General features: G+C 36.0%; 20 protein-coding genes and 1 pseudogene. 15 read left to right on the top strand and 6 right to left on the bottom strand.

The window, feature by feature from the left end; translation table 11 throughout:
* Positions 1–5 precede the first annotated feature (5 nt).
* The 5 genes from NSQ08_RS23430 (at position 6) to NSQ08_RS23410 (ending at position 2409) form a co-directional block, all read left to right on the top strand.
* Complete coding sequence (locus NSQ08_RS23430; RefSeq protein WP_002034566.1) at positions 6–359, top strand: HesB/IscA family protein; 354 nt, start codon at positions 6–8, stop codon at positions 357–359.
* Between the two features lie 269 nt (positions 360–628).
* On the top strand, positions 629–1381 hold the full coding sequence (locus NSQ08_RS23425; protein ID WP_340779131.1) for a hypothetical protein: 753 nt from the start codon (positions 629–631) through the stop codon (positions 1379–1381).
* 87 nt (positions 1382–1468) lie between these two features.
* The gene (locus NSQ08_RS23420; RefSeq protein WP_340779129.1) at positions 1469–1660 is read left to right on the top strand and encodes a hypothetical protein; all 192 of its coding nucleotides are present in this window, start codon (positions 1469–1471) and stop codon (positions 1658–1660) included.
* A gap of 32 nt (positions 1661–1692) precedes the next feature.
* On the top strand, positions 1693–1878 hold the full coding sequence (locus tag NSQ08_RS23415) for a hypothetical protein (protein WP_337915511.1): 186 nt from the start codon (positions 1693–1695) through the stop codon (positions 1876–1878).
* 177 nt (positions 1879–2055) lie between these two features.
* Positions 2056–2409: a YxeA family protein gene (locus NSQ08_RS23410; protein ID WP_002191062.1), complete on the top strand. Its 354-nt coding sequence runs from the start codon at positions 2056–2058 to the stop codon at positions 2407–2409.
* A 28-nt stretch (positions 2410–2437) separates the two neighbouring features.
* On the opposite strand, the gene NSQ08_RS23405 is transcribed toward NSQ08_RS23410, so the two are convergent.
* Positions 2438–2899: a DUF523 domain-containing protein gene (locus tag NSQ08_RS23405; protein WP_340779126.1), complete on the bottom strand. Its 462-nt coding sequence runs from the start codon at positions 2897–2899 to the stop codon at positions 2438–2440.
* A gap of 232 nt (positions 2900–3131) precedes the next feature.
* Here NSQ08_RS23405 and NSQ08_RS23400 point away from each other — a divergent pair, with 232 nt between their 5' ends.
* Entirely contained in the window at positions 3132–4013 is an 882-nt protein-coding gene (locus NSQ08_RS23400) for a helix-turn-helix domain-containing protein (protein ID WP_340779124.1), read from the top strand.
* Positions 4014–4030: 17 nt separating this feature from the next.
* On the opposite strand, the gene NSQ08_RS23395 is transcribed toward NSQ08_RS23400, so the two are convergent.
* From NSQ08_RS23395 to NSQ08_RS23385, 3 genes are all read right to left on the bottom strand, one after another.
* Entirely contained in the window at positions 4031–5278 is a 1248-nt protein-coding gene (locus tag NSQ08_RS23395; protein WP_002034542.1) for an MFS transporter, read from the bottom strand.
* Between the two features lie 175 nt (positions 5279–5453).
* Complete coding sequence (locus NSQ08_RS23390; protein ID WP_340779120.1) at positions 5454–5930, bottom strand: GyrI-like domain-containing protein; 477 nt, start codon at positions 5928–5930, stop codon at positions 5454–5456.
* 178 nt (positions 5931–6108) lie between these two features.
* Positions 6109–7098: an NAD(P)/FAD-dependent oxidoreductase gene (locus tag NSQ08_RS23385; RefSeq protein ID WP_012261913.1), complete on the bottom strand. Its 990-nt coding sequence runs from the start codon at positions 7096–7098 to the stop codon at positions 6109–6111.
* Between the two features lie 464 nt (positions 7099–7562).
* On the opposite strand from NSQ08_RS23385, the gene NSQ08_RS23380 reads away from it, so the two are divergent.
* From NSQ08_RS23380 to pepA, 5 genes are all read left to right on the top strand, one after another.
* Positions 7563–8771, top strand: a complete 1209-nt coding sequence (locus tag NSQ08_RS23380; protein ID WP_002067919.1) for an NAD(P)/FAD-dependent oxidoreductase — start codon at positions 7563–7565, stop codon at positions 8769–8771.
* Between the two features lie 120 nt (positions 8772–8891).
* Positions 8892–9398: an NUDIX hydrolase gene (locus NSQ08_RS23375; RefSeq protein WP_002015875.1), complete on the top strand. Its 507-nt coding sequence runs from the start codon at positions 8892–8894 to the stop codon at positions 9396–9398.
* Positions 9395–9712, top strand: a complete 318-nt coding sequence (locus NSQ08_RS23370) for a YuiB family protein (protein WP_002089308.1) — start codon at positions 9395–9397, stop codon at positions 9710–9712. The genes NSQ08_RS23375 and NSQ08_RS23370 overlap by 4 nt, the downstream gene beginning before the upstream one ends.
* Positions 9713–9798: 86 nt before the next feature.
* Positions 9799–10425, top strand: a complete 627-nt coding sequence (locus tag NSQ08_RS23365) for a 3D domain-containing protein (protein ID WP_085313020.1) — start codon at positions 9799–9801, stop codon at positions 10423–10425.
* 281 nt (positions 10426–10706) lie between these two features.
* On the top strand, positions 10707–12191 hold the full coding sequence (pepA, locus tag NSQ08_RS23360) for a cytosol aminopeptidase (protein WP_340779112.1): 1485 nt from the start codon (positions 10707–10709) through the stop codon (positions 12189–12191).
* 133 nt (positions 12192–12324) lie between these two features.
* Here the strand turns inward: pepA and NSQ08_RS23355 are convergent.
* Positions 12325–12581 (bottom strand): annotated as a pseudogene (locus tag NSQ08_RS23355) (diadenylate cyclase); the annotation flags it as partial.
* A 176-nt stretch (positions 12582–12757) separates the two neighbouring features.
* Here NSQ08_RS23355 and NSQ08_RS23350 point away from each other — a divergent pair.
* From NSQ08_RS23350 to NSQ08_RS23335, 4 genes are all read left to right on the top strand, one after another.
* Positions 12758–13645: a decaprenyl-phosphate phosphoribosyltransferase gene (locus tag NSQ08_RS23350; protein WP_340780225.1), complete on the top strand. Its 888-nt coding sequence runs from the start codon at positions 12758–12760 to the stop codon at positions 13643–13645.
* Positions 13646–13731: 86 nt separating this feature from the next.
* On the top strand, positions 13732–14076 hold the full coding sequence (locus tag NSQ08_RS23345) for an EamA family transporter (RefSeq protein WP_002112598.1): 345 nt from the start codon (positions 13732–13734) through the stop codon (positions 14074–14076).
* Positions 14077–14087: 11 nt separating this feature from the next.
* On the top strand, positions 14088–14510 hold the full coding sequence (locus tag NSQ08_RS23340; RefSeq protein ID WP_340779110.1) for a divergent PAP2 family protein: 423 nt from the start codon (positions 14088–14090) through the stop codon (positions 14508–14510).
* Between the two features lie 15 nt (positions 14511–14525).
* Positions 14526–15773, top strand: a complete 1248-nt coding sequence (locus NSQ08_RS23335) for a DUF6080 domain-containing protein (protein WP_340779107.1) — start codon at positions 14526–14528, stop codon at positions 15771–15773.
* Positions 15774–16228: 455 nt separating this feature from the next.
* On the opposite strand, the gene cdaS is transcribed toward NSQ08_RS23335, so the two are convergent.
* Positions 16229–16834, bottom strand: a complete 606-nt coding sequence (gene cdaS, locus NSQ08_RS23330; RefSeq protein ID WP_340780223.1) for a sporulation-specific diadenylate cyclase CdaS — start codon at positions 16832–16834, stop codon at positions 16229–16231.
* Between the last annotated feature and the right edge of the window lie 23 nt (positions 16835–16857).

Below are 16857 nucleotides of genomic sequence, written 5' to 3'. Positions count from 1 at the left end.
ATTTCATGATTGAAGTAACAGAACAAGCAGCTTTTCAAATTAAAGATATGTTAAAAGATGCTGAAGATGGAGAGAAGTACGTGCGCCTTGCTGTACATGGCGGCGGATGTAGTGGTCTTTCTTACGGCTTAGGATTTGAAGTAGAACCAAAAGAAGACGACACAGTTCTTGAGTTTTTCGGTGTTGAATTTGTTATCGATAAAGAAAGTGCTCCGATTGTAAAGGGAGTGAAAGTTGACTATAAGCAATCTATGCTTGGCGGCGGATTCACAATCGACAATCCAAACGCGATCGCATCATGTGGATGCGGATCATCTTTCCGTACAGCGTCGAATGCTGGTAAGCCAGAAGATTGCTAAGTTTTTTTCATCCCTTTATTCTAAGTGGAAATTGAATGGGTAGGTTGCATATAAAGACCTTCTTAGCGATGAAACCAAATCGTTAGGAAGGTCTTTTCTTTTGCGCTAAAAAGAAAAAGCGCATGACAAAGATAACGAATATATGCAAGAAGAAGGATAAAGAGGATGCATGAAGGTGCAGGCCATATCAAATTGTATAGAACTGACTCGTTCCATATTAATTAAAATACGCTGATTACTAGAAATTAAAAACTACCGGAGGAATTACAATGAAGTCATTTAAGAACGTACTGGTATTAGGGATGACGTTGGTTACAGCATCAATATTTGGAGCATGTTCTAACGATACAGACGTGTTAACAAAAGCGGGAGCAAAGCAACAGGTGAAATCGGAAGTACTAAAAGAACAGAAGGAAACCCCTATGACTACGAGCGAACGTGACAGTATTAAATATGAGGACGCTCCGTCATCACAGAAGCGTTATATTTCTCGCGACGAAGCCGAAAAGATTGAGGAAGGCATGACATATACGGATATTCTTAATACGATTGACTACGGCGGTGAGAACATAAAAAATTATAATAACAAGGAAAAACGCGTGTTTTATACTGAAAAGGATACGGATGGTACATATGAAATTATGGTTGAATTAAATACATATGGTTACGTTGTTAATATTGAACGCACTGCTATAAAGGATGCGGATAAAGAGAGTCAGGTATCTACGAAAAGCAGTGAAGAGCCTGTAAAGGAATATGAAGAAAAAAACGACCGCGTACCGTGGTATAAAGATGTAAATAACGATTCGGCGGAAGTAGACTATAATCACTATTTGAAAATCAGAAAAGGTATGCCTGCGAATCAAGTAAAAGCTGCGATTGGACAGCCACGTATGATTGAGAAATATAAATCGTATTCAGTATACGGCTATACCGGTTATGGCGGCGAAGGAACATTACGTGTAATATTCGAACCGAATGGAACTGTTACGCAGGTAGTAGAAGATGGATTACAACGATAATAAATTAATTACGGGAACAATTGCAGTAAAGTTGTCGGTGGCTTTATAAAGTCTTGGAGAGAGAACCGTGAGTAATCGGAGAGGACAATGATGAACGAAGATAAGATAACGATAATTATGCTAGCAGTATTAACGATAGCGTTAGTATTTGTTGGGGTTTCATCCAAATTCAATATCCTCATTGTGGACGCTATCGCCGTACTATTTTTGTTGATAGCTACTGCAGTAGGCGCAGCGGTTGTAACAGAACGTAGATTGCGCAAAAAGAATGGGAAGTAGCAGTTTTTTGTACGAGCGGGAGGGGACGCAAGATCGACGATATTTTTGAATTCGTAGGAAGATATGTGATTAAACCTATAATTAGATTTGTAAGTTACCTTGTAATTGATATCATAATAGAGTGCGTAATAGAAGGTGTAATAAGCGGTATAAGAAAATTATGTGATAAGATTCGTGACAAGTGGAAAAGTTGGCGTGGAAGACGTTATTGGCGTTAATAGATTGTCATGACTAGGCTAGATGAGTGTCAATAACGTTTTCAATGAAAAAACACTGATTAAAGTTTTAATTTACTATCTTACAAAAGTGTAATGTTCATGTCATGTTTTTGAATTTCTTCTTTAAAGCTTAGGCTTTAAGATAACAATATAAGAAAAACATATGAGGTGAAGGAATTGAAAAGATATATTGCACTTTTTAGTATTTTAGTTGTATTCGCAAGTTTGTTAGTTGGCTGTGATTTAAACCGTATGGGTAAAGATGAGTATTACGTTCAAATTACAGTAGATGGAAAAGAATATAATGGTAAAGCTGATAATGGTCAGCCGTATAAAGATTACGAATATAAACTAACTGGTTTTGATAAAGATGGTAAAGAGAAAGAATTAGAATTCATAGCGCAAAAAAATCTTCGTAAAGAAGCATTCCTACGCGTATACCACTCAGATAAAAAAGGTGTAACAGCTTGGGAAGAAGTGAAAAAGGACGAGCTTCCAGCGAAAGTGAAAGAAAAACTAGGTGCGAAATAAGACAGAAAAAAGGAATTGACGAACAGGGTCAATTCCTTTTTTTACTTTCAAAATCCTCTTCTGAAATGACTTTAAATCCGTGTCTTTTAAATAAAGCAGTTGTCACTCCGTAACCAGTTTGTTTATTGCCGTTAAATTCCCCTGTGTAAATAGTAGAACTACCACAAGATGGACTGCGTTCTTTTAAAATTATATATTCTGGGTTTAAATCTTTTATTTGTTCTAATGCTTTATAAGCACCACGCACGAAAGCTTCCGTGACATCTTGTCCTTCTTTCGTCATTACTTTTGCTTTTCCATCTAAAACATCATCGCCATTACCGCCGATAATTTCAGCAGAAGGGCGTGGTGTTGGTAAACCGCCTAATACTTCGGGACAAACAAGGATGGTATCTTCCCTCTGTAATAACTCTTCTATTTGTGAAACGAGATTATCGTTACCGTCATAACGACAAGCAATACCACCTAAACAAGCACTAATTATAATCATATTTTCATCTCCAATAAAATGAAACTTTAATCAGTGGGGGTTTTGTCCATCCCCCACTGATTATTAGCCCGCACCAATCGGGCTTTTACGGGCAGTTGATCTCCCACCTAACCTCCTCGCATTCGCCGAATCTGGAGGTGGGAGTCTTACTGCCCGTTAATGCGGGATAAAAAATATTAAATATCACGCCAATTTCTCTTCCTATTTCTTACCTATAAGTGAGGTGATAAAAATGGGAAGCTTATATAATTTAATGAAACCATATAGTCAATTTCGAAGTAAAGAAGAGTTTAATACATATCAAAAACAAGTTTTGAAGTGCTATCGATTTCACTTGAATAAAACGGATGCTATCATTATTCATTTTTTAGGAAAGTATGCAGTGAATGAGAAACAGAAAACAGTGGGAGTTGCTTGTCCGTTAATGGAGACGATTGCTACAAATGTTGGAAAGAGTATTCGTACGGTACGCCGCTCGATTGCAAAGTTAGAGGAACTAGGGATTATAAAACGTGTTGCGACAAAAGAAAGATATAAGCGCGGGGGATATAGTGCAAACTTATATGTATTTCTTAAATCTGCAATTGACCGCATGGATGACCGTATGAAAATGTCCGCATGTGAAAGTGATGATCGTACAGATGGCTGTAGTGGAAACGAGCAAAAAAATGAGGGGGAAACAATTCTTTCTAAAAACATTCCACAAATAAAAGATAAAAGAAAAGTAACGTACGAGCTTGATGAAACGTATTGTCGTCACGATATACCGAAGCCTTTTATATATGCACTGGTGCCGATGACGAGTAATCCGAAGAAGATTAATATATTTTGGAGTAAGGTGGAACTTGCTTATAAAAAGAGCGGATTACTAGAGCAAGGTGCTTTATTAGAGGGAATATTAGCTGATGAAGAAGTGCGTGGGAATTTAATTTGGAGGGTGAAAAGTGTTGTGAGAGCGTATAAGTACGGAGAAATTCGTAAAGATGTTGGAGCACTATTGTATAGTACGATGCGAGATTTATTTTTAGAAATTGGATTAGAGTGGGGAGCGGCATTAAGGAGAAGTAAGGGAATACCGTTATTCGATCCATTTAAAAAAGAGCCATGCGTATAATACATGACTCCAAGTAGCTAATCGAACTTTCTTACAACTGGAACACGAATTGCTACAAATAGTACAAAGACGATAACAGCGATTGCACCGCTTTTCATAACCGTTACAATTGGAATGCCTATCCCAAGTGCAAGCGATGTAAATGCGTAAGAGAGCGGAATGAATCCCATCGATGAAAGCATGAGTAAGCTCATAACGCGTCCCATCATCTCTTCTTTTACTGTTGATTGAATCATCGCCATAAGTGGAACGATAGCCATCGCAATTGTAATACCGTAAAACATTCCAGCTAATAAGGCTTGCCAAAGTACGGTGCTAAAGTTGATGGCTAGGAAGAATACACCAGACAGTAGCATCATGATAATACAAAATAGACCACGTCTGCGGTTAATGTTTTTTAATCCGACAATGACAGCTCCTATCGCCATCCCGCCGCCAACAGACGCTTCTAAGTAACTAAACTGAAGTGAATCACCGTGCAGAACGTTTTTGACGAAGAGCGGGAAGCCTACTTGCATTGGGCCGATTAAAAATAAATTTAAAAAGGCGCTACATATAAGGAAAGTTGAAAGAAATGGTGATTCTTTTACATATGAAATTCCCTCTTTAATAGAAGTAAACATGCCTTTATCTGTTTCATTTTTTTCGGGTACTGTAAATTGTATTTTTTGAACGAGTATCGCAGCGATAATGAGTAGCAGGATTGTAATTGAAAAGATTGTTTCATAGTTCGTAAATTTAATGAGAATACCGCCAAGTACAGGGCCCAAGATGACCGATCCTTGGTTTGTCATTTGAGTAAGTGAATTTGCTTGTGTTAAACGGCTTTTTTCTACAAGTTCAGGCAGAATAGATCCATCTGCTGACCAGAAGAAAGCGTCAGCAAGTCCGAAGAACAAAGCGAACAAAGCAAATGTATATAGTGTTACATCACCGACGATGAACCAGGTGAGAATGGTTGCGACAAGAATAGCGCGAATAATATTAGAGTAAAACATAATATTTTTTTTCGGGAATTTATCAGCTAATGCTCCGCCAATAATCATAAAGATGAGTCTTGGAACACTAAGAGCCACGAAAACAATACCGAGTGAAGCCTCAAGGTTTAATGTTTTTGCTATGTACCATGTTTGTGAAAAAGTAAAAAAGGCTAAAGCAAAACTTGAAAAGAGAGTAGCTGCCCAAAGAAAAAGGAAGTTCGTATTTTTTAATAACGGTTTTCCGCTTCCTTCTAAAGCAGATTTATTTTGTTGTAGTTCCTCCATATTGCTTCCTTTCTACGTACCAAATTTAGACTGAAAAACCTATTAACAATCGTTTTATACAGTTTCTAATATTTCTATACTGCACTTTCTCATTGTAGACAATAATAATGAATTTGCACAGTGGCTATTTAACGACAAAAAAGAAGATACCAAAGGGTATCTTCTTTTTTGTCATTCACGCTAAAGCGATATAAATATCCACTTGTACGTTATTTGGATCTACTGCATTTTCGTCATAAAGCTCAAAGTCTGTTGTAAAAGCACGTTTGTTTTCTTTCGACCATTGCCAAATATATTCCCAAGTTTCACAAATGACTTCAGACACAGGACCTTTTCTCGTTGTAAATACCGCATACGTTGCGGCAGGTATTGTTAAGGCTGTCATATTTTCAGGAACGTCTTCTAATGAAGAAACAGGCATGCCAATAGTAAATTGATATGTACCAGTTTCATCTGATTCGTAGTTTGAGTAGACAGCGAATGTTTCTTTTGTTTGTTGATTTGGGATGTGATGCATGATTTGTTCTTGGAAGTATTGGTTCCAAAGTTGTGGGATTTTCCCTTCAGTAGATGCCTCTTTTTCATTTGTCGTCGTAATAGAAACGCCGATTGCTTGGAAAGCTTCTTTCTTAATGATAATAGGTTCTTTCATTATAAAATTCCCCTCCATTGAATGAAACGTATGTTCTGTTTTATTGTAACATATTTTAGGAGTATGTGGTATTTTTTTCTAAAGTACATAGCTGTGAAGAAAGAGAGGTAATTTGAATTAGGGATCTTTATAACAAAAGAACTCCTTTCATGTAAAAGGAGTTCTTTTCATTTCTATATTAAAACATACTTGAGCTATGCATTGGTTGAAGTTTTGCATTTGGATCGAAGTAAGCTTTTGCATTGTTTACTGCTGTCGGTGCTTCACCAAAGCCGCAAGCAATGAGTTTTACTTTTCCTTCATATGTACAAATGTCACCAGCAGCGTAAATGCCAGGAATATTTGTTTCCATTTTTGAGTTCACGAGGATGCTGTTCTTTTGAATATCTAAGCCCCAATTTTTAATTGGACCAAGTGAAGAAACGAAGCCGTAGTTTACGATTACGTCATCAACATCGATGATAATTTTTTCTTCTGTTTTTACGTGCTGAAGAACAACTTGTTCAATAGTATCATCACCGATAAGTTCAACTGGAACGTAAGGTGTGCTTACTTCTGCACGGGAATTCATTAAGCTTTCTACGCTATGTTCATGTGCACGGAATTTATCGCGGCGATGAGCAATTGTAACTTTGTCCGCAATCGGTTCTAACATCATTGTCCAATCTACTGCTGAGTCACCACCGCCGAATACAACGACGCGTCTTCCAGCAAATTTATTCATATCATCAACGAAATAATGTAAGTTTTTCTTTTCATATTTTGCTGTGCCTTCTAATTCTAAGCGGCGTGGTTGGAAAGCACCATTACCAGCAGTAATAATGACAGATTTAGAGTAGTGAGTTTGTTTATTTGTAACAAGCTTAAATATACCGTCAGCTTGTTTTTCAAGAGTATCAACAGCTTCTTCTAAGCAAACGGTTGGATCGAACTTTTTCATTTGTTCTTTTAAGTTATCAACTAACTCTTGTGCGCGCACTTTTGGGAATCCAGCTACATCATAAATATATTTTTCGGGATATAGTGCGGATAATTGCCCTCCAAGTTGAGGTAAGCTTTCAATAATTTTTACACTTGCTTGTCTCATTCCGCCATAAAATGCAGTGAATAGTCCTGTTGGGCCACCACCAATAATCGTTATGTCGTAAACTTTTTGATTTTCTGTCATTTTCATTCCCCCTATAGATGATGGAATTTTAATATTGATTTCATATATTGTTCATATGTACATGAAAATCCTGCAAATGATAACACTTTCAAATAAATGATAGCATATTTCAGTTAATAATACTTCTGAAAACGACTGAATAATAAGTAAGTTTGCGCATAGATGTTTTAGAATTGTATAAAATATAGCGAAAGGAAAATACATGAAAAAAAGGCTGAAAAACCCTTGAAAACGCTATGTTATTTTAAAATATTGATAATTCTCTAGGTGCTTGAATTATGGAATGAAACCGACTAATATAGGGAAGTATTATGTTAAATTTCTATGACAAATTTCGTACGATTTTTTGACTGCGTTTTGTTATGATATAGAATGTGATAAATTCCACATTCTTGACAAATAGAGTTTTTAGTACTTGGTATTATTTTTTATTACTATTATATAAAGAAAAGGGTTGTGATTTAGTGAAGACTCCAAAAATCGTAGTTTTAGGTGCAGGTTATGGCGGGATGATTACGACTGTTCGTCTGCAAAAAACATTATCTGTAAGTGAAGCTGAAATTACGTTAGTAAACAACAACAGCTATCACTACCAAGCAACTTGGTTACATGAGAGTGCAGCTGGTACATTACAAGATGATAAAATCTGTCTAGATATTCAAGACGTTATCGATACAAATAAAGTGAACTTTGTACAAGATACAGTAGTAGAGATTAAAGCTGCTGAAAAACGTATTATCTTAAAAGATGGTGAATTAGAGTATGATTACTTAGTAATCGGTCTTGGTTTCGAATCAGAAACGTTCGGAATTAAAGGATTAAAAGAGCATGCATTCTCAATCACTAACATTAATGCAACTCGTCAAATTCGTGAGCATATGGAAGAAAAATTCGCTCAATATGCGACTGAAAAACGTGATGAGTTAGTAACAATCGTTGTTGGTGGCGCTGGATTTACTGGTATCGAGTACGTAGGTGAGCTTGCAAACCGTATTCCTGAACTTTGCAAAGAGTATGATGTTCCACGTGAAAAAGCACGTATCATCTGTGTAGAAGCTGCTCCAACAGCACTTCCTGGTTTCGATCCAGCATTAGTAGAGTACGCTGTAAAACAACTTGAGAAAAAAGGTGTAGAATTCCGCATCGGTACAGCAATTAAGGAAGCAACTGAAGAAGGTATTATCGTTGCCAACGGTGATGATGCTGAACTTCTTAAATCTGAAACTGTAGTTTGGGCTGCAGGTGTTCGTGGTAATGGTATTGTGGAAGAGTCTGGATTTGAAGCAATGCGCGGACGTATTAAAGTGGATGAGTACATGCACGCTCCAGGTCATGAAGATGTATTCATGGTTGGTGATGCAGCGTTAATCATCAACGAAGAGATTAACCGTCCATACCCACCAACAGCACAGATTGCAATTCAAGAAGGTTATAATATTGCACACAATTTAACTGTGTTAGTTCGCGGCAAAGGTGAAATGAAAAAGTTCGCATTTGATAATAAAGGATCTGTATGTTCATTAGGTCATGACGATGCAATGGGCGTTGTTATGGGTAAAAAGTTAACAGGTTGGAAAGCTTCATTCATGAAGAAAGTAATCGACAACCGTTACTTATTCTTACTAGGCGGACCTTTATTAGTTCTTAAAAAAGGTAAATTGAAGTTCTTTTAATATATAGTAGAAAAAGCAGAAACGGCTATGAGCTGTTTCTGCTTTTTTCGTATTGAAAATATAGTATAATATATAAAAAAGAAAGAATATTCTGTTCGTTTTGATGGAGGAGGTTATATCATGGGGAAGCGAGGGAAAGTGTGGTTAGCTGTCAGTGGCTTAGTAGCTACAGAAGATGGGAGATGGCTATTCGTTAAGAAAAAATACGGTGGATTGAAAGGGCAATGGTCTTTACCTGCTGGTTTTGTTAATGAAGGCGAGACTGTTGATGAAGCTGTGAAACGTGAAATTTTGGAAGAGACAGGCATTGTTGCTCATGTAAAGGGGATTATTGGTATTCGCTCAGGTGTTATTCATAATGAAATTAGTGATAATATGATTATTTTTCTTCTAGAGCCAGAGGGAGAAGACGTTATCGTACAGGAGAAAGAATTGTCGGAAGTAGCTTTTTTACATCCAGAAAATATTGCAGATGATCAAAATACTTCTGTACTCATCAAATATTTATTAGAAGGAAGAGCAGAGTCGCATTTTGAAATGGACAAAACATTAAATCCAGGAGAGCAATTTGGTTATACGGCTTATCATGTGTTTACGGCGTATGCGAAGGAGAGGGAGAAGAAGTGAGTATACCGGTACTACTTATTTCAATGATGTTGTTCTTTATTTTATTTTTTGGAATTGGATTTTTACTCAACATGATTTTGCGAGCTACGTGGGTAATGGTTATTGTATATCCGATTATTTGTATGCTTATTATTAATAAAGCAAGTGTATGGGACTATTTTTCAAAGCCAAAAGAAACATTTTCTTCATTTGGGACAAGTGTATCGCATTTAGGACACGCAGATGTGTTTATTCTATCTACTGGATTAGTAGGTGCTGCTTTAGCAGGAATCATAATTAAAAAACTTCGAAAAAGTGGATATCAAATGTTTTAATCTCCAATCAATTTGGAGATTATTTTTTTGCATATTCCTTCATCGTATAGGGAATGATTAACGATGAAGGAGTGTGGAATATAAAAATGTTAAAACGATATTGTATTCGCATTATGATGACTTGTTTACTTGCATTCGCATTATGCGTAACATGGCAGGCTTTCACAGGAGTTTCTTTAGTAGAGATTATAAAATCATATGAAGGAACAAGTGTAAAAGAAGTACATGCAGCAGAAATTGAGAAAAAAGTTGCTCCGAGTAAAGAAGTGATAAATGCTTTAGAGCAGGCAAATGACTGGTCTAAATATCGTGTTATAGAAATGACTGCAACTGGTTATACATCAGGTATAGAGTCGACTGGAAAGAGGCCGGGGCATCCAGAGTATGGCATTACATATTCAGGTGTTAAAGCAAAAAGGGATTTATATTCCACAATCGCTGCCGATTTACGCGTATTCCCGCTTGGGACAATTCTATTCGTGCCAGGTTACGGATATGGTGTTGTAGCTGATAAGGGCGGTGCTATAAAAGGAAATCGTCTCGATTTATATTATGATACGGTGAAAGATGTTTATAGCCAATGGGGTAAGAAAAAAGTAAATGTGTATATAGTGAAAATAGGAAATGGCAAGTTTTCGGAAGAAGAGTTAACGATGTTAAATCAAGACGAAACGATGCAAGTGTTTCGTGGACAATATTTAAAACAAAGATAGTCTAGTGGCAATAACGCTAGACTTTTTTCTTGTCTTATTTCACCATAGAAGATATTGGAAATAGCATCTTTATCCTGCTATTTGCGGCCGGTAAAACCCCCACCTCAAAATTCAGCTGGAGCAAAGAAGGTAGGTGGGAGCCCTGCTGCCCGTAAACGCCCGATTGGTGCGGGCTGATTATAGTTTTACTTTATATGAAATAACAGAAGTTAGAATTGTCGCATTTTATCGAAAATAAAGTTATAATAAAAGTAGAGTAGAGAAATTTAGGGGGTCTGAACATGTTTCAAGTACAAAAAGAATTAGCAAGCCATGAAGCGGTAATTGTTGCCTTATTTGAAGAAGAGAAAACAAGTAGTTTTGTACAAGAACTGGACAAAGCGTTTGAAGGACAACTACAAGTTTTATTAGAAGAGAAAGAACTTTCTACTAAGAAGAAAGCTATTTCAAAAGTACATAGTTTAGGAAAAACAAATGTGAAACGTTATTATTTCGTTGGTTTAGGTAAGAAAGAGTCTTACACGACAGAAACGTTGCGTGCTGCTCTTGGTAAGGCGTTTAAAACGTTACAAGCAGCAAAAGTACAAGATGCAGCAATCTTACTTGATTCTTTCGTAACAGAGAAATTAGATACGATTGATGTAGCTCACATTGCAGCAGAAGTACAAGGTCTTGGTACATATGAGTTACAAACGTATAAATCAGATAAAAAGGATCGTGTGGAACTAGAGAAGTTCACGGCTATTACAGCGGAAGATGCACAAGAAATTGAAGCTGCATTAACAGTTGGCTACGTACATGGACGTGCAACAAATTCAGCTCGTACACTTGTAAATATGCCGCCAAACGTATTAACAGCAACAACGCTTGCTGAGTATGCTGTTGAGTTAGCGGAAAAGTATGATATGGATTATAAAGTTCTTGAGAAAGAAGAGATGGAAGAGCTTGGTATGGGTGCGTTACTTGCAGTAAACCAAGGATCTACTGAGCCACCAAAAATGATCGCTCTTATTTATAAAGGAAAAGAAGAGTGGACAGATGTAATTGGATTCGTTGGAAAAGGAATTACATACGATACAGGTGGTTATTCGTTAAAACCACGTGAAGGCATGGTCGGTATGAAAGGTGATATGGGTGGTGCTGCTGCTGTATTAGGTGCGATGGAAATTATCGGTGAACTTCGCCCAGAGCAAAATGTGATCGCTGTTATTCCATCAACTGACAACGTTGTAAGTGGTACAGCATTTAAGCCAGATGATGTTATTACATCTATGAGCGGAAAAACAATTGAAGTATTAAATACAGATGCAGAAGGTCGCCTAGCGTTAGCTGACGGTATTACGTATGCGAAGAAACTTGGCGCAAATTACTTAGTTGATGTTGCAACATTAACAGGCGGTGTAATTGTTGCACTTGGAAATCATACAACAGGCGCAATGACAAATAATGAAGAATTGTTTGAACAAGTGTTAGAGGCTTCTATGGAAACGGATGAGCCAATTTGGCAATTGCCGATTTTTGAACGTGATAAAGAACGTGTCAAAAACAGTAAATTTGCTGATTTAAATAACTCACCAGGCCGTGAAGGACATGCGGTTATGGCTGGGACATTCATTGGTGAATTTGCAGAAGAAACACCATGGGTACACTTAGACATCGCTGGAACATCTGAAACATCAGGAGCACATGATTTAGGACCATCTGGAGCAACAGGGGCAATGGTGCGTACACTTGCAACACTTGTTGAGCGTTTCGGAGAAGAATAATTTTTGAAGAAAAGGCTGTCTCAAATTTTTGGGATAGTTTTTTCTATTGATACGGTACATTTGTAGGTAAGTCGATATAATTTCCTTTACTATTGTACTGTTCAAAAAAATGTTACATAGTGAAAGGCTTGTTTTATAAAGAACACATATATAAGGCTCCATTTAAAGGAAATGAAGTGTGACTGTTATTAACATAAGTGCATCACCTTTTTCTGATAAAACAATTCTATCTCTGTGACGTGAGCCTAGCTCATGGTCAAGTTAATGGAAGAATAGTAGTAGCAGAGACAATATGGTTATCTTTAATGAGAACAGCACTATCGTGAAGAGGAGTATCTGGATAAAAAATGATTCAAGTAACGGGGCGGTCAAATGAACATTTAATGTTGTTTCAGCTGTGTTTTTTAGAACTACCATTATGGGTGAGAGTACCCTTTGTTGGTATTTAATAGCTGATTTTCAATGTTAAGTTTATATGTTATAATCTTTCCTGTACTAGAAGGAAATAACAATTGAGTAGGGAGGGAACGGAAGAGAGTGAAAGAAATAGAAGCTCTCTTATTATTATGAGAGAAGGAACTTTATCTCAACAGAATATAGTTGTATTGTTTTTTAAACAGTTACGCCCGAAGCAATGGACTAAAAACTTGCTTGTATTTGCAGCGCTAGTCTTTTCTATAAAACAAGTATCTTTAACTATGGTGGCACAAGCTACAATTTGTTTTGCACTATTTTGTGCGATATCTGGTTGTGTGTATATTTTAAATGATTTTATGGATATTGAGGCGGATCGACAACACCCTGTTAAACGATACCGACCGATGGCATCGGGTGCTTTAAATCCGTATTTTGCTATTACAGCAGGTTGTGTGATTTTAGTAGCGTCTTTAGTAGTTTCATATGTATTAAACCCATTATTGTGTTTAGTGTTAGCTGTATATTTCACTTTAAATGTAGCGTATTCAATTCGTCTAAAGCATGTTGTAATAATTGATATTTTAATCATTGCAGCTGGATTTGTTTTACGAGCATTAGCCGGGGGATTAGTCATTCAAGTGCCATTTACACCATGGTTTTTATTATGTACATTATTACTGTCACTATTCTTGGCTATTAATAAAAGAAGACATGAATTAGTGTTGTTACAGGCTAATAAAGGTTCTCATAGAAAAGTATTAGAAAGTTACTCTCCTGCTTTATTAGATCAATTAAGTACAATTGTTACATCAGCAACAATCGTTACTTATGCTATTTTTACTTTTAATGCAGGGACAAGTATCTATTTAATGTGGACAATCCCATTTGTAATTTACGGGATCTTTCGTTATTTATATTTGGTTCACATGGAAGATAAAGGTGGAGAACCTGATAAGGTTTTATTAGAGGATCAGCATATTCTAATAACAGTGTTGTTATACGCGATAACAGTTATTATTATACTATTGAACTTTTAATTACTCTATTCGGGTTTGTTAAAACGTTTAAGAAGAGTGTCTTAAACGTTTTTTATTTGGAATAAAAACAGTTAAGGAGTATAGAGATGCAACAATTTTTAATGATTATCTTATCAGTTGGTATGGGAGTTGTAGGACAAATTTTATTAAAGTTTGGTGCAATGAAATCGCAAAGTTCAGCGGCTTTAGGTATTATGAATTTTGTTAATTTACCAAACTTTTTTGGATTAGCTTTTTACGGTTTAAGTGCACTATTATGGATGATTGTACTGAGAAAGGTTGATCTAAGTTATGCATATCCAATGGTGAGCTTCGGATATGTATTTGTTATTATTGCGTCAGCACTATTATTTGGTGAAACTATCAATTTCATGAAAATTGCTGGAATGGTATGTATAGTGGTTGGAATTCTATTTATCGCAAAATCATAGGAGGTAAAGCAATGGGAACATATTTATATTGTGTACTTCCATTTATAGCTTGGGTGGCTTCGGGAGTATTGAAATTTTTAGTGAATTATCTTCGTTCTGGAAAAGATGCTTTTCGTTTAGTTGGAAACGGTGGATTTCCTAGTACACATACAACGATTTTATCAAGTATGGTCATGACAATAGGGTTTCATGAAGGCTTTAATACACCGATGTTTGGGATTGGGATGGCAATTTTAACGATTGTTATCATTGATGCCACAGGACTTCGACGTACGGTTGGTAAACATGCAAAAATGTTGAATAAACATATTAGTTTGGAAGAAGAGAAATTAAGAGAGCGCCAAGGACATCATTGGCATGAGATTTTTGGTGGATTGATGTTAGGAACAGTTATTGGGTATGTAGCACATTTAATTATGGTATTTTTACCTTAGAGAGGAGAAGAAGTATTGAATATTTGGAATGGTTATAAAGGAAAGGGAATATTAGCCCTTGTCCTTTTCGTTTTTTATTGTTCATTTTATTCTTTTATCGGTTGGAAAATGGAAAACGACTCTAAGATTTTAACAGCTTCCTGGTATGATATGTATTTTTCTTTTGATCAGGGTTATTATATTTTAAGTTTTTTCTTGTCTAAAATACCGATTGCAGATGAAGTGTTGTTTCGACATCCATTTTTAAATTTTATAACTGAGGAAATAGCAACAGTGCTATCGTCACTAGGTGTAAAAAATGTAGTGCAAGGTATTATATTTTTTCAAGCGTTCTTAAGTACGGTAAGTGTAGTTATGATTTACATGTTATGCTGTAAAATTTGTAAGAACGCAATTGTTTCTTTCCTACTAGCGGTCATGTACGGATTTTCAGCTACTCTGTTAGTTATTACGTGGACACCAGAATCTTTTGTCTATGCAAATTTCACATTGGTACTTATGTGCTTTGTGTGCTATCCATTTATTACAGGAGAAAAAGAAGCGAAAACGGGATTCAGCATTGCAAACGTATTGTTGGCAATAGGAATATCGGGGGTTACATTAACTAATTCGTTTATGTGGTTTTTAGGTAGTACAATGAGTTATAAAACAATAAAGAAAAGGGTCATTTGGACTGGTATTTCGATCGTTGTGGTCGTTTTGCTCTTCGTATTAGTAATTATAGAAAATAATATATCACTTATTGATGTGATCAATACTAATATTAAATTTACAGGGAATCAAGGTTTTTCAGAGGAATATGTAGGGTCTAAGTATATACTAGTATTTCATTTGTTATTGGGATCTTCATTCATCTTTGGACCGTTTTCGGAGGTTACTTTAAGACAAGGTGAGCAACTTGCGCAATTAAATATGCTCCCATCGCATACTATAATGGGTTGGATTGCGATTGTAACTGTGTATGCTTCTCTAATGGTAGTTGTCTGGAGAAATTTTAGAAAAGAACCTTTCGTAAGGTTTTTGAGTTTATGTTTATTATTTAATATTGTTTTACACGGAATTGTTGGTTTCGGAGCATCTGAAGCATTTATTTATGGCGCACATATGGTATTTACAATACCTTTATTATTGGCATATGGCTTTAAGGTGATGAAACGTATAAAAGTAGTTACTCTATGTGTAATATTGATATTAATAATGATAAATAATTTTGATAGCATGTTATATTTCTATCATTTTGCAGTCTCGAATTATTCTTTATAATAAAATAGATTTTTAATAAAAGGGTACTTTAGATAGGATTTCTAAAGTACCCTTTTTACTATTTTTTAAAAATAGATATAAAACAAAAGTCCGAAGTATCACAGAGCAGAAAAATATAATCGTCATGAAAGAGATCTGAACATGTTTCAAGTACAAAAAGAATTAGCAATTTATGAAGTGATAATTGTTGCACTTAAACATCGCTGGAACATTTGAAGTGATAGGAACACATGATTTAGGACCAGCTGGAGCAATAGTACATACATTTGCAATACTTGATGAGCATTTTATAGAAGAATAATTTTTGAAGAAAAGGTTGTCTTAAATGTTTGAGTGATATTATCCCCTTTAAGTAGAAAGTGTAAAAAAGACCATGTATACACATGGATGTTACACTATTACTTGGAGGGGATTTTTCATGGAAAAAAAAGGTGCTACATAGTGAAAGACCTTTCCTATAAAGAAATCGTATATAACGTCCCGCCTAAAGCGAATGAAGTACGCCCTGTTTCCTCAGAGACAACTAATATAAGTGCATCAATTTTCTCGGATAAGCCAATTGCAGCCCTATGACGTGTTCCTAGCTCAGGATTGATTTCCATGCTTTTTGTTAATGGGAGAATATTAGCTGCTGAGACAATATGATTATTTTTAATGAGAACGGCTCCGTCATGAAGAGGGTTCCCTGGATAAAAAATCGATTCAAGTAGTGGCGCGGTTAAGTGTGCGTTTAATGTCGTTCCAGTTTGAATGAAAGAATCAAGAGCGTCACCTCGTTCCACAATAATAAGAGCACCGTGTTTTCGAGCGCTTAAATGTTGGACAGCTGTAGTGATGAAATGTGAACTTTCCGTATAAGGTGATAAATATGCTTGAATATAATATGTAGCTGCTAACGTTTGTACATTCGTTAACATATGATGAATATCTTCCATTTTACATAAAATACATTCATCTTCTTTATCGATTGCATGCCTCATGTTTGATAATTCTTTTTCAGCAATTTCAATCATCTGCTTTGTTTTTATTTTGAGCTCTTCTGACAAGCCCCATTCTTGCATAATCCTCATTCCCTTTGGTGGAG

It is taken from the genome of Bacillus sp. FSL E2-8887, assembly GCF_038007205.1.
Lineage (GTDB): Bacteria > Bacillota > Bacilli > Bacillales > Bacillaceae_G > Bacillus_A > Bacillus_A mycoides.
Note: the sequence above shows the minus strand (reverse complement) of the source record. Positions and strands in the feature narration are given on the sequence as shown.

Bases quoted from the DNA above. Each gene is read 5' to 3' on its own strand.
- NSQ08_RS23430 (WP_002034566.1), top strand. From the start codon at position 6: ATGATTGAAGTAACAGAACAAGCAGCTTTTCAAATTAAAGATATGTTA.
- NSQ08_RS23425 (WP_340779131.1), top strand. From the start codon at position 629: ATGAAGTCATTTAAGAACGTACTGGTATTAGGGATGACGTTGGTTACA.
- NSQ08_RS23420 (WP_340779129.1), top strand. From the start codon at position 1,469: ATGATGAACGAAGATAAGATAACGATAATTATGCTAGCAGTATTAACG.
- NSQ08_RS23405 (WP_340779126.1), bottom strand. From the start codon at position 2,899: ATGATTATAATTAGTGCTTGTTTAGGTGGTATTGCTTGTCGTTATGAC.
- NSQ08_RS23400 (WP_340779124.1), top strand. From the start codon at position 3,132: ATGGGAAGCTTATATAATTTAATGAAACCATATAGTCAATTTCGAAGT.
- NSQ08_RS23395 (WP_002034542.1), bottom strand. From the start codon at position 5,278: ATGGAGGAACTACAACAAAATAAATCTGCTTTAGAAGGAAGCGGAAAA.
- NSQ08_RS23390 (WP_340779120.1), bottom strand. From the start codon at position 5,930: ATGAAAGAACCTATTATCATTAAGAAAGAAGCTTTCCAAGCAATCGGC.
- NSQ08_RS23385 (WP_012261913.1), bottom strand. From the start codon at position 7,098: ATGACAGAAAATCAAAAAGTTTACGACATAACGATTATTGGTGGTGGC.
- NSQ08_RS23375 (WP_002015875.1), top strand. From the start codon at position 8,892: ATGGGGAAGCGAGGGAAAGTGTGGTTAGCTGTCAGTGGCTTAGTAGCT.
- NSQ08_RS23365 (WP_085313020.1), top strand. From the start codon at position 9,799: ATGTTAAAACGATATTGTATTCGCATTATGATGACTTGTTTACTTGCA.
- pepA (WP_340779112.1), top strand. From the start codon at position 10,707: ATGTTTCAAGTACAAAAAGAATTAGCAAGCCATGAAGCGGTAATTGTT.
- NSQ08_RS23350 (WP_340780225.1), top strand. From the start codon at position 12,758: ATGAGAGAAGGAACTTTATCTCAACAGAATATAGTTGTATTGTTTTTT.
- NSQ08_RS23345 (WP_002112598.1), top strand. From the start codon at position 13,732: ATGCAACAATTTTTAATGATTATCTTATCAGTTGGTATGGGAGTTGTA.
- NSQ08_RS23340 (WP_340779110.1), top strand. From the start codon at position 14,088: ATGGGAACATATTTATATTGTGTACTTCCATTTATAGCTTGGGTGGCT.
- cdaS (WP_340780223.1), bottom strand. From the start codon at position 16,834: ATGCAAGAATGGGGCTTGTCAGAAGAGCTCAAAATAAAAACAAAGCAG.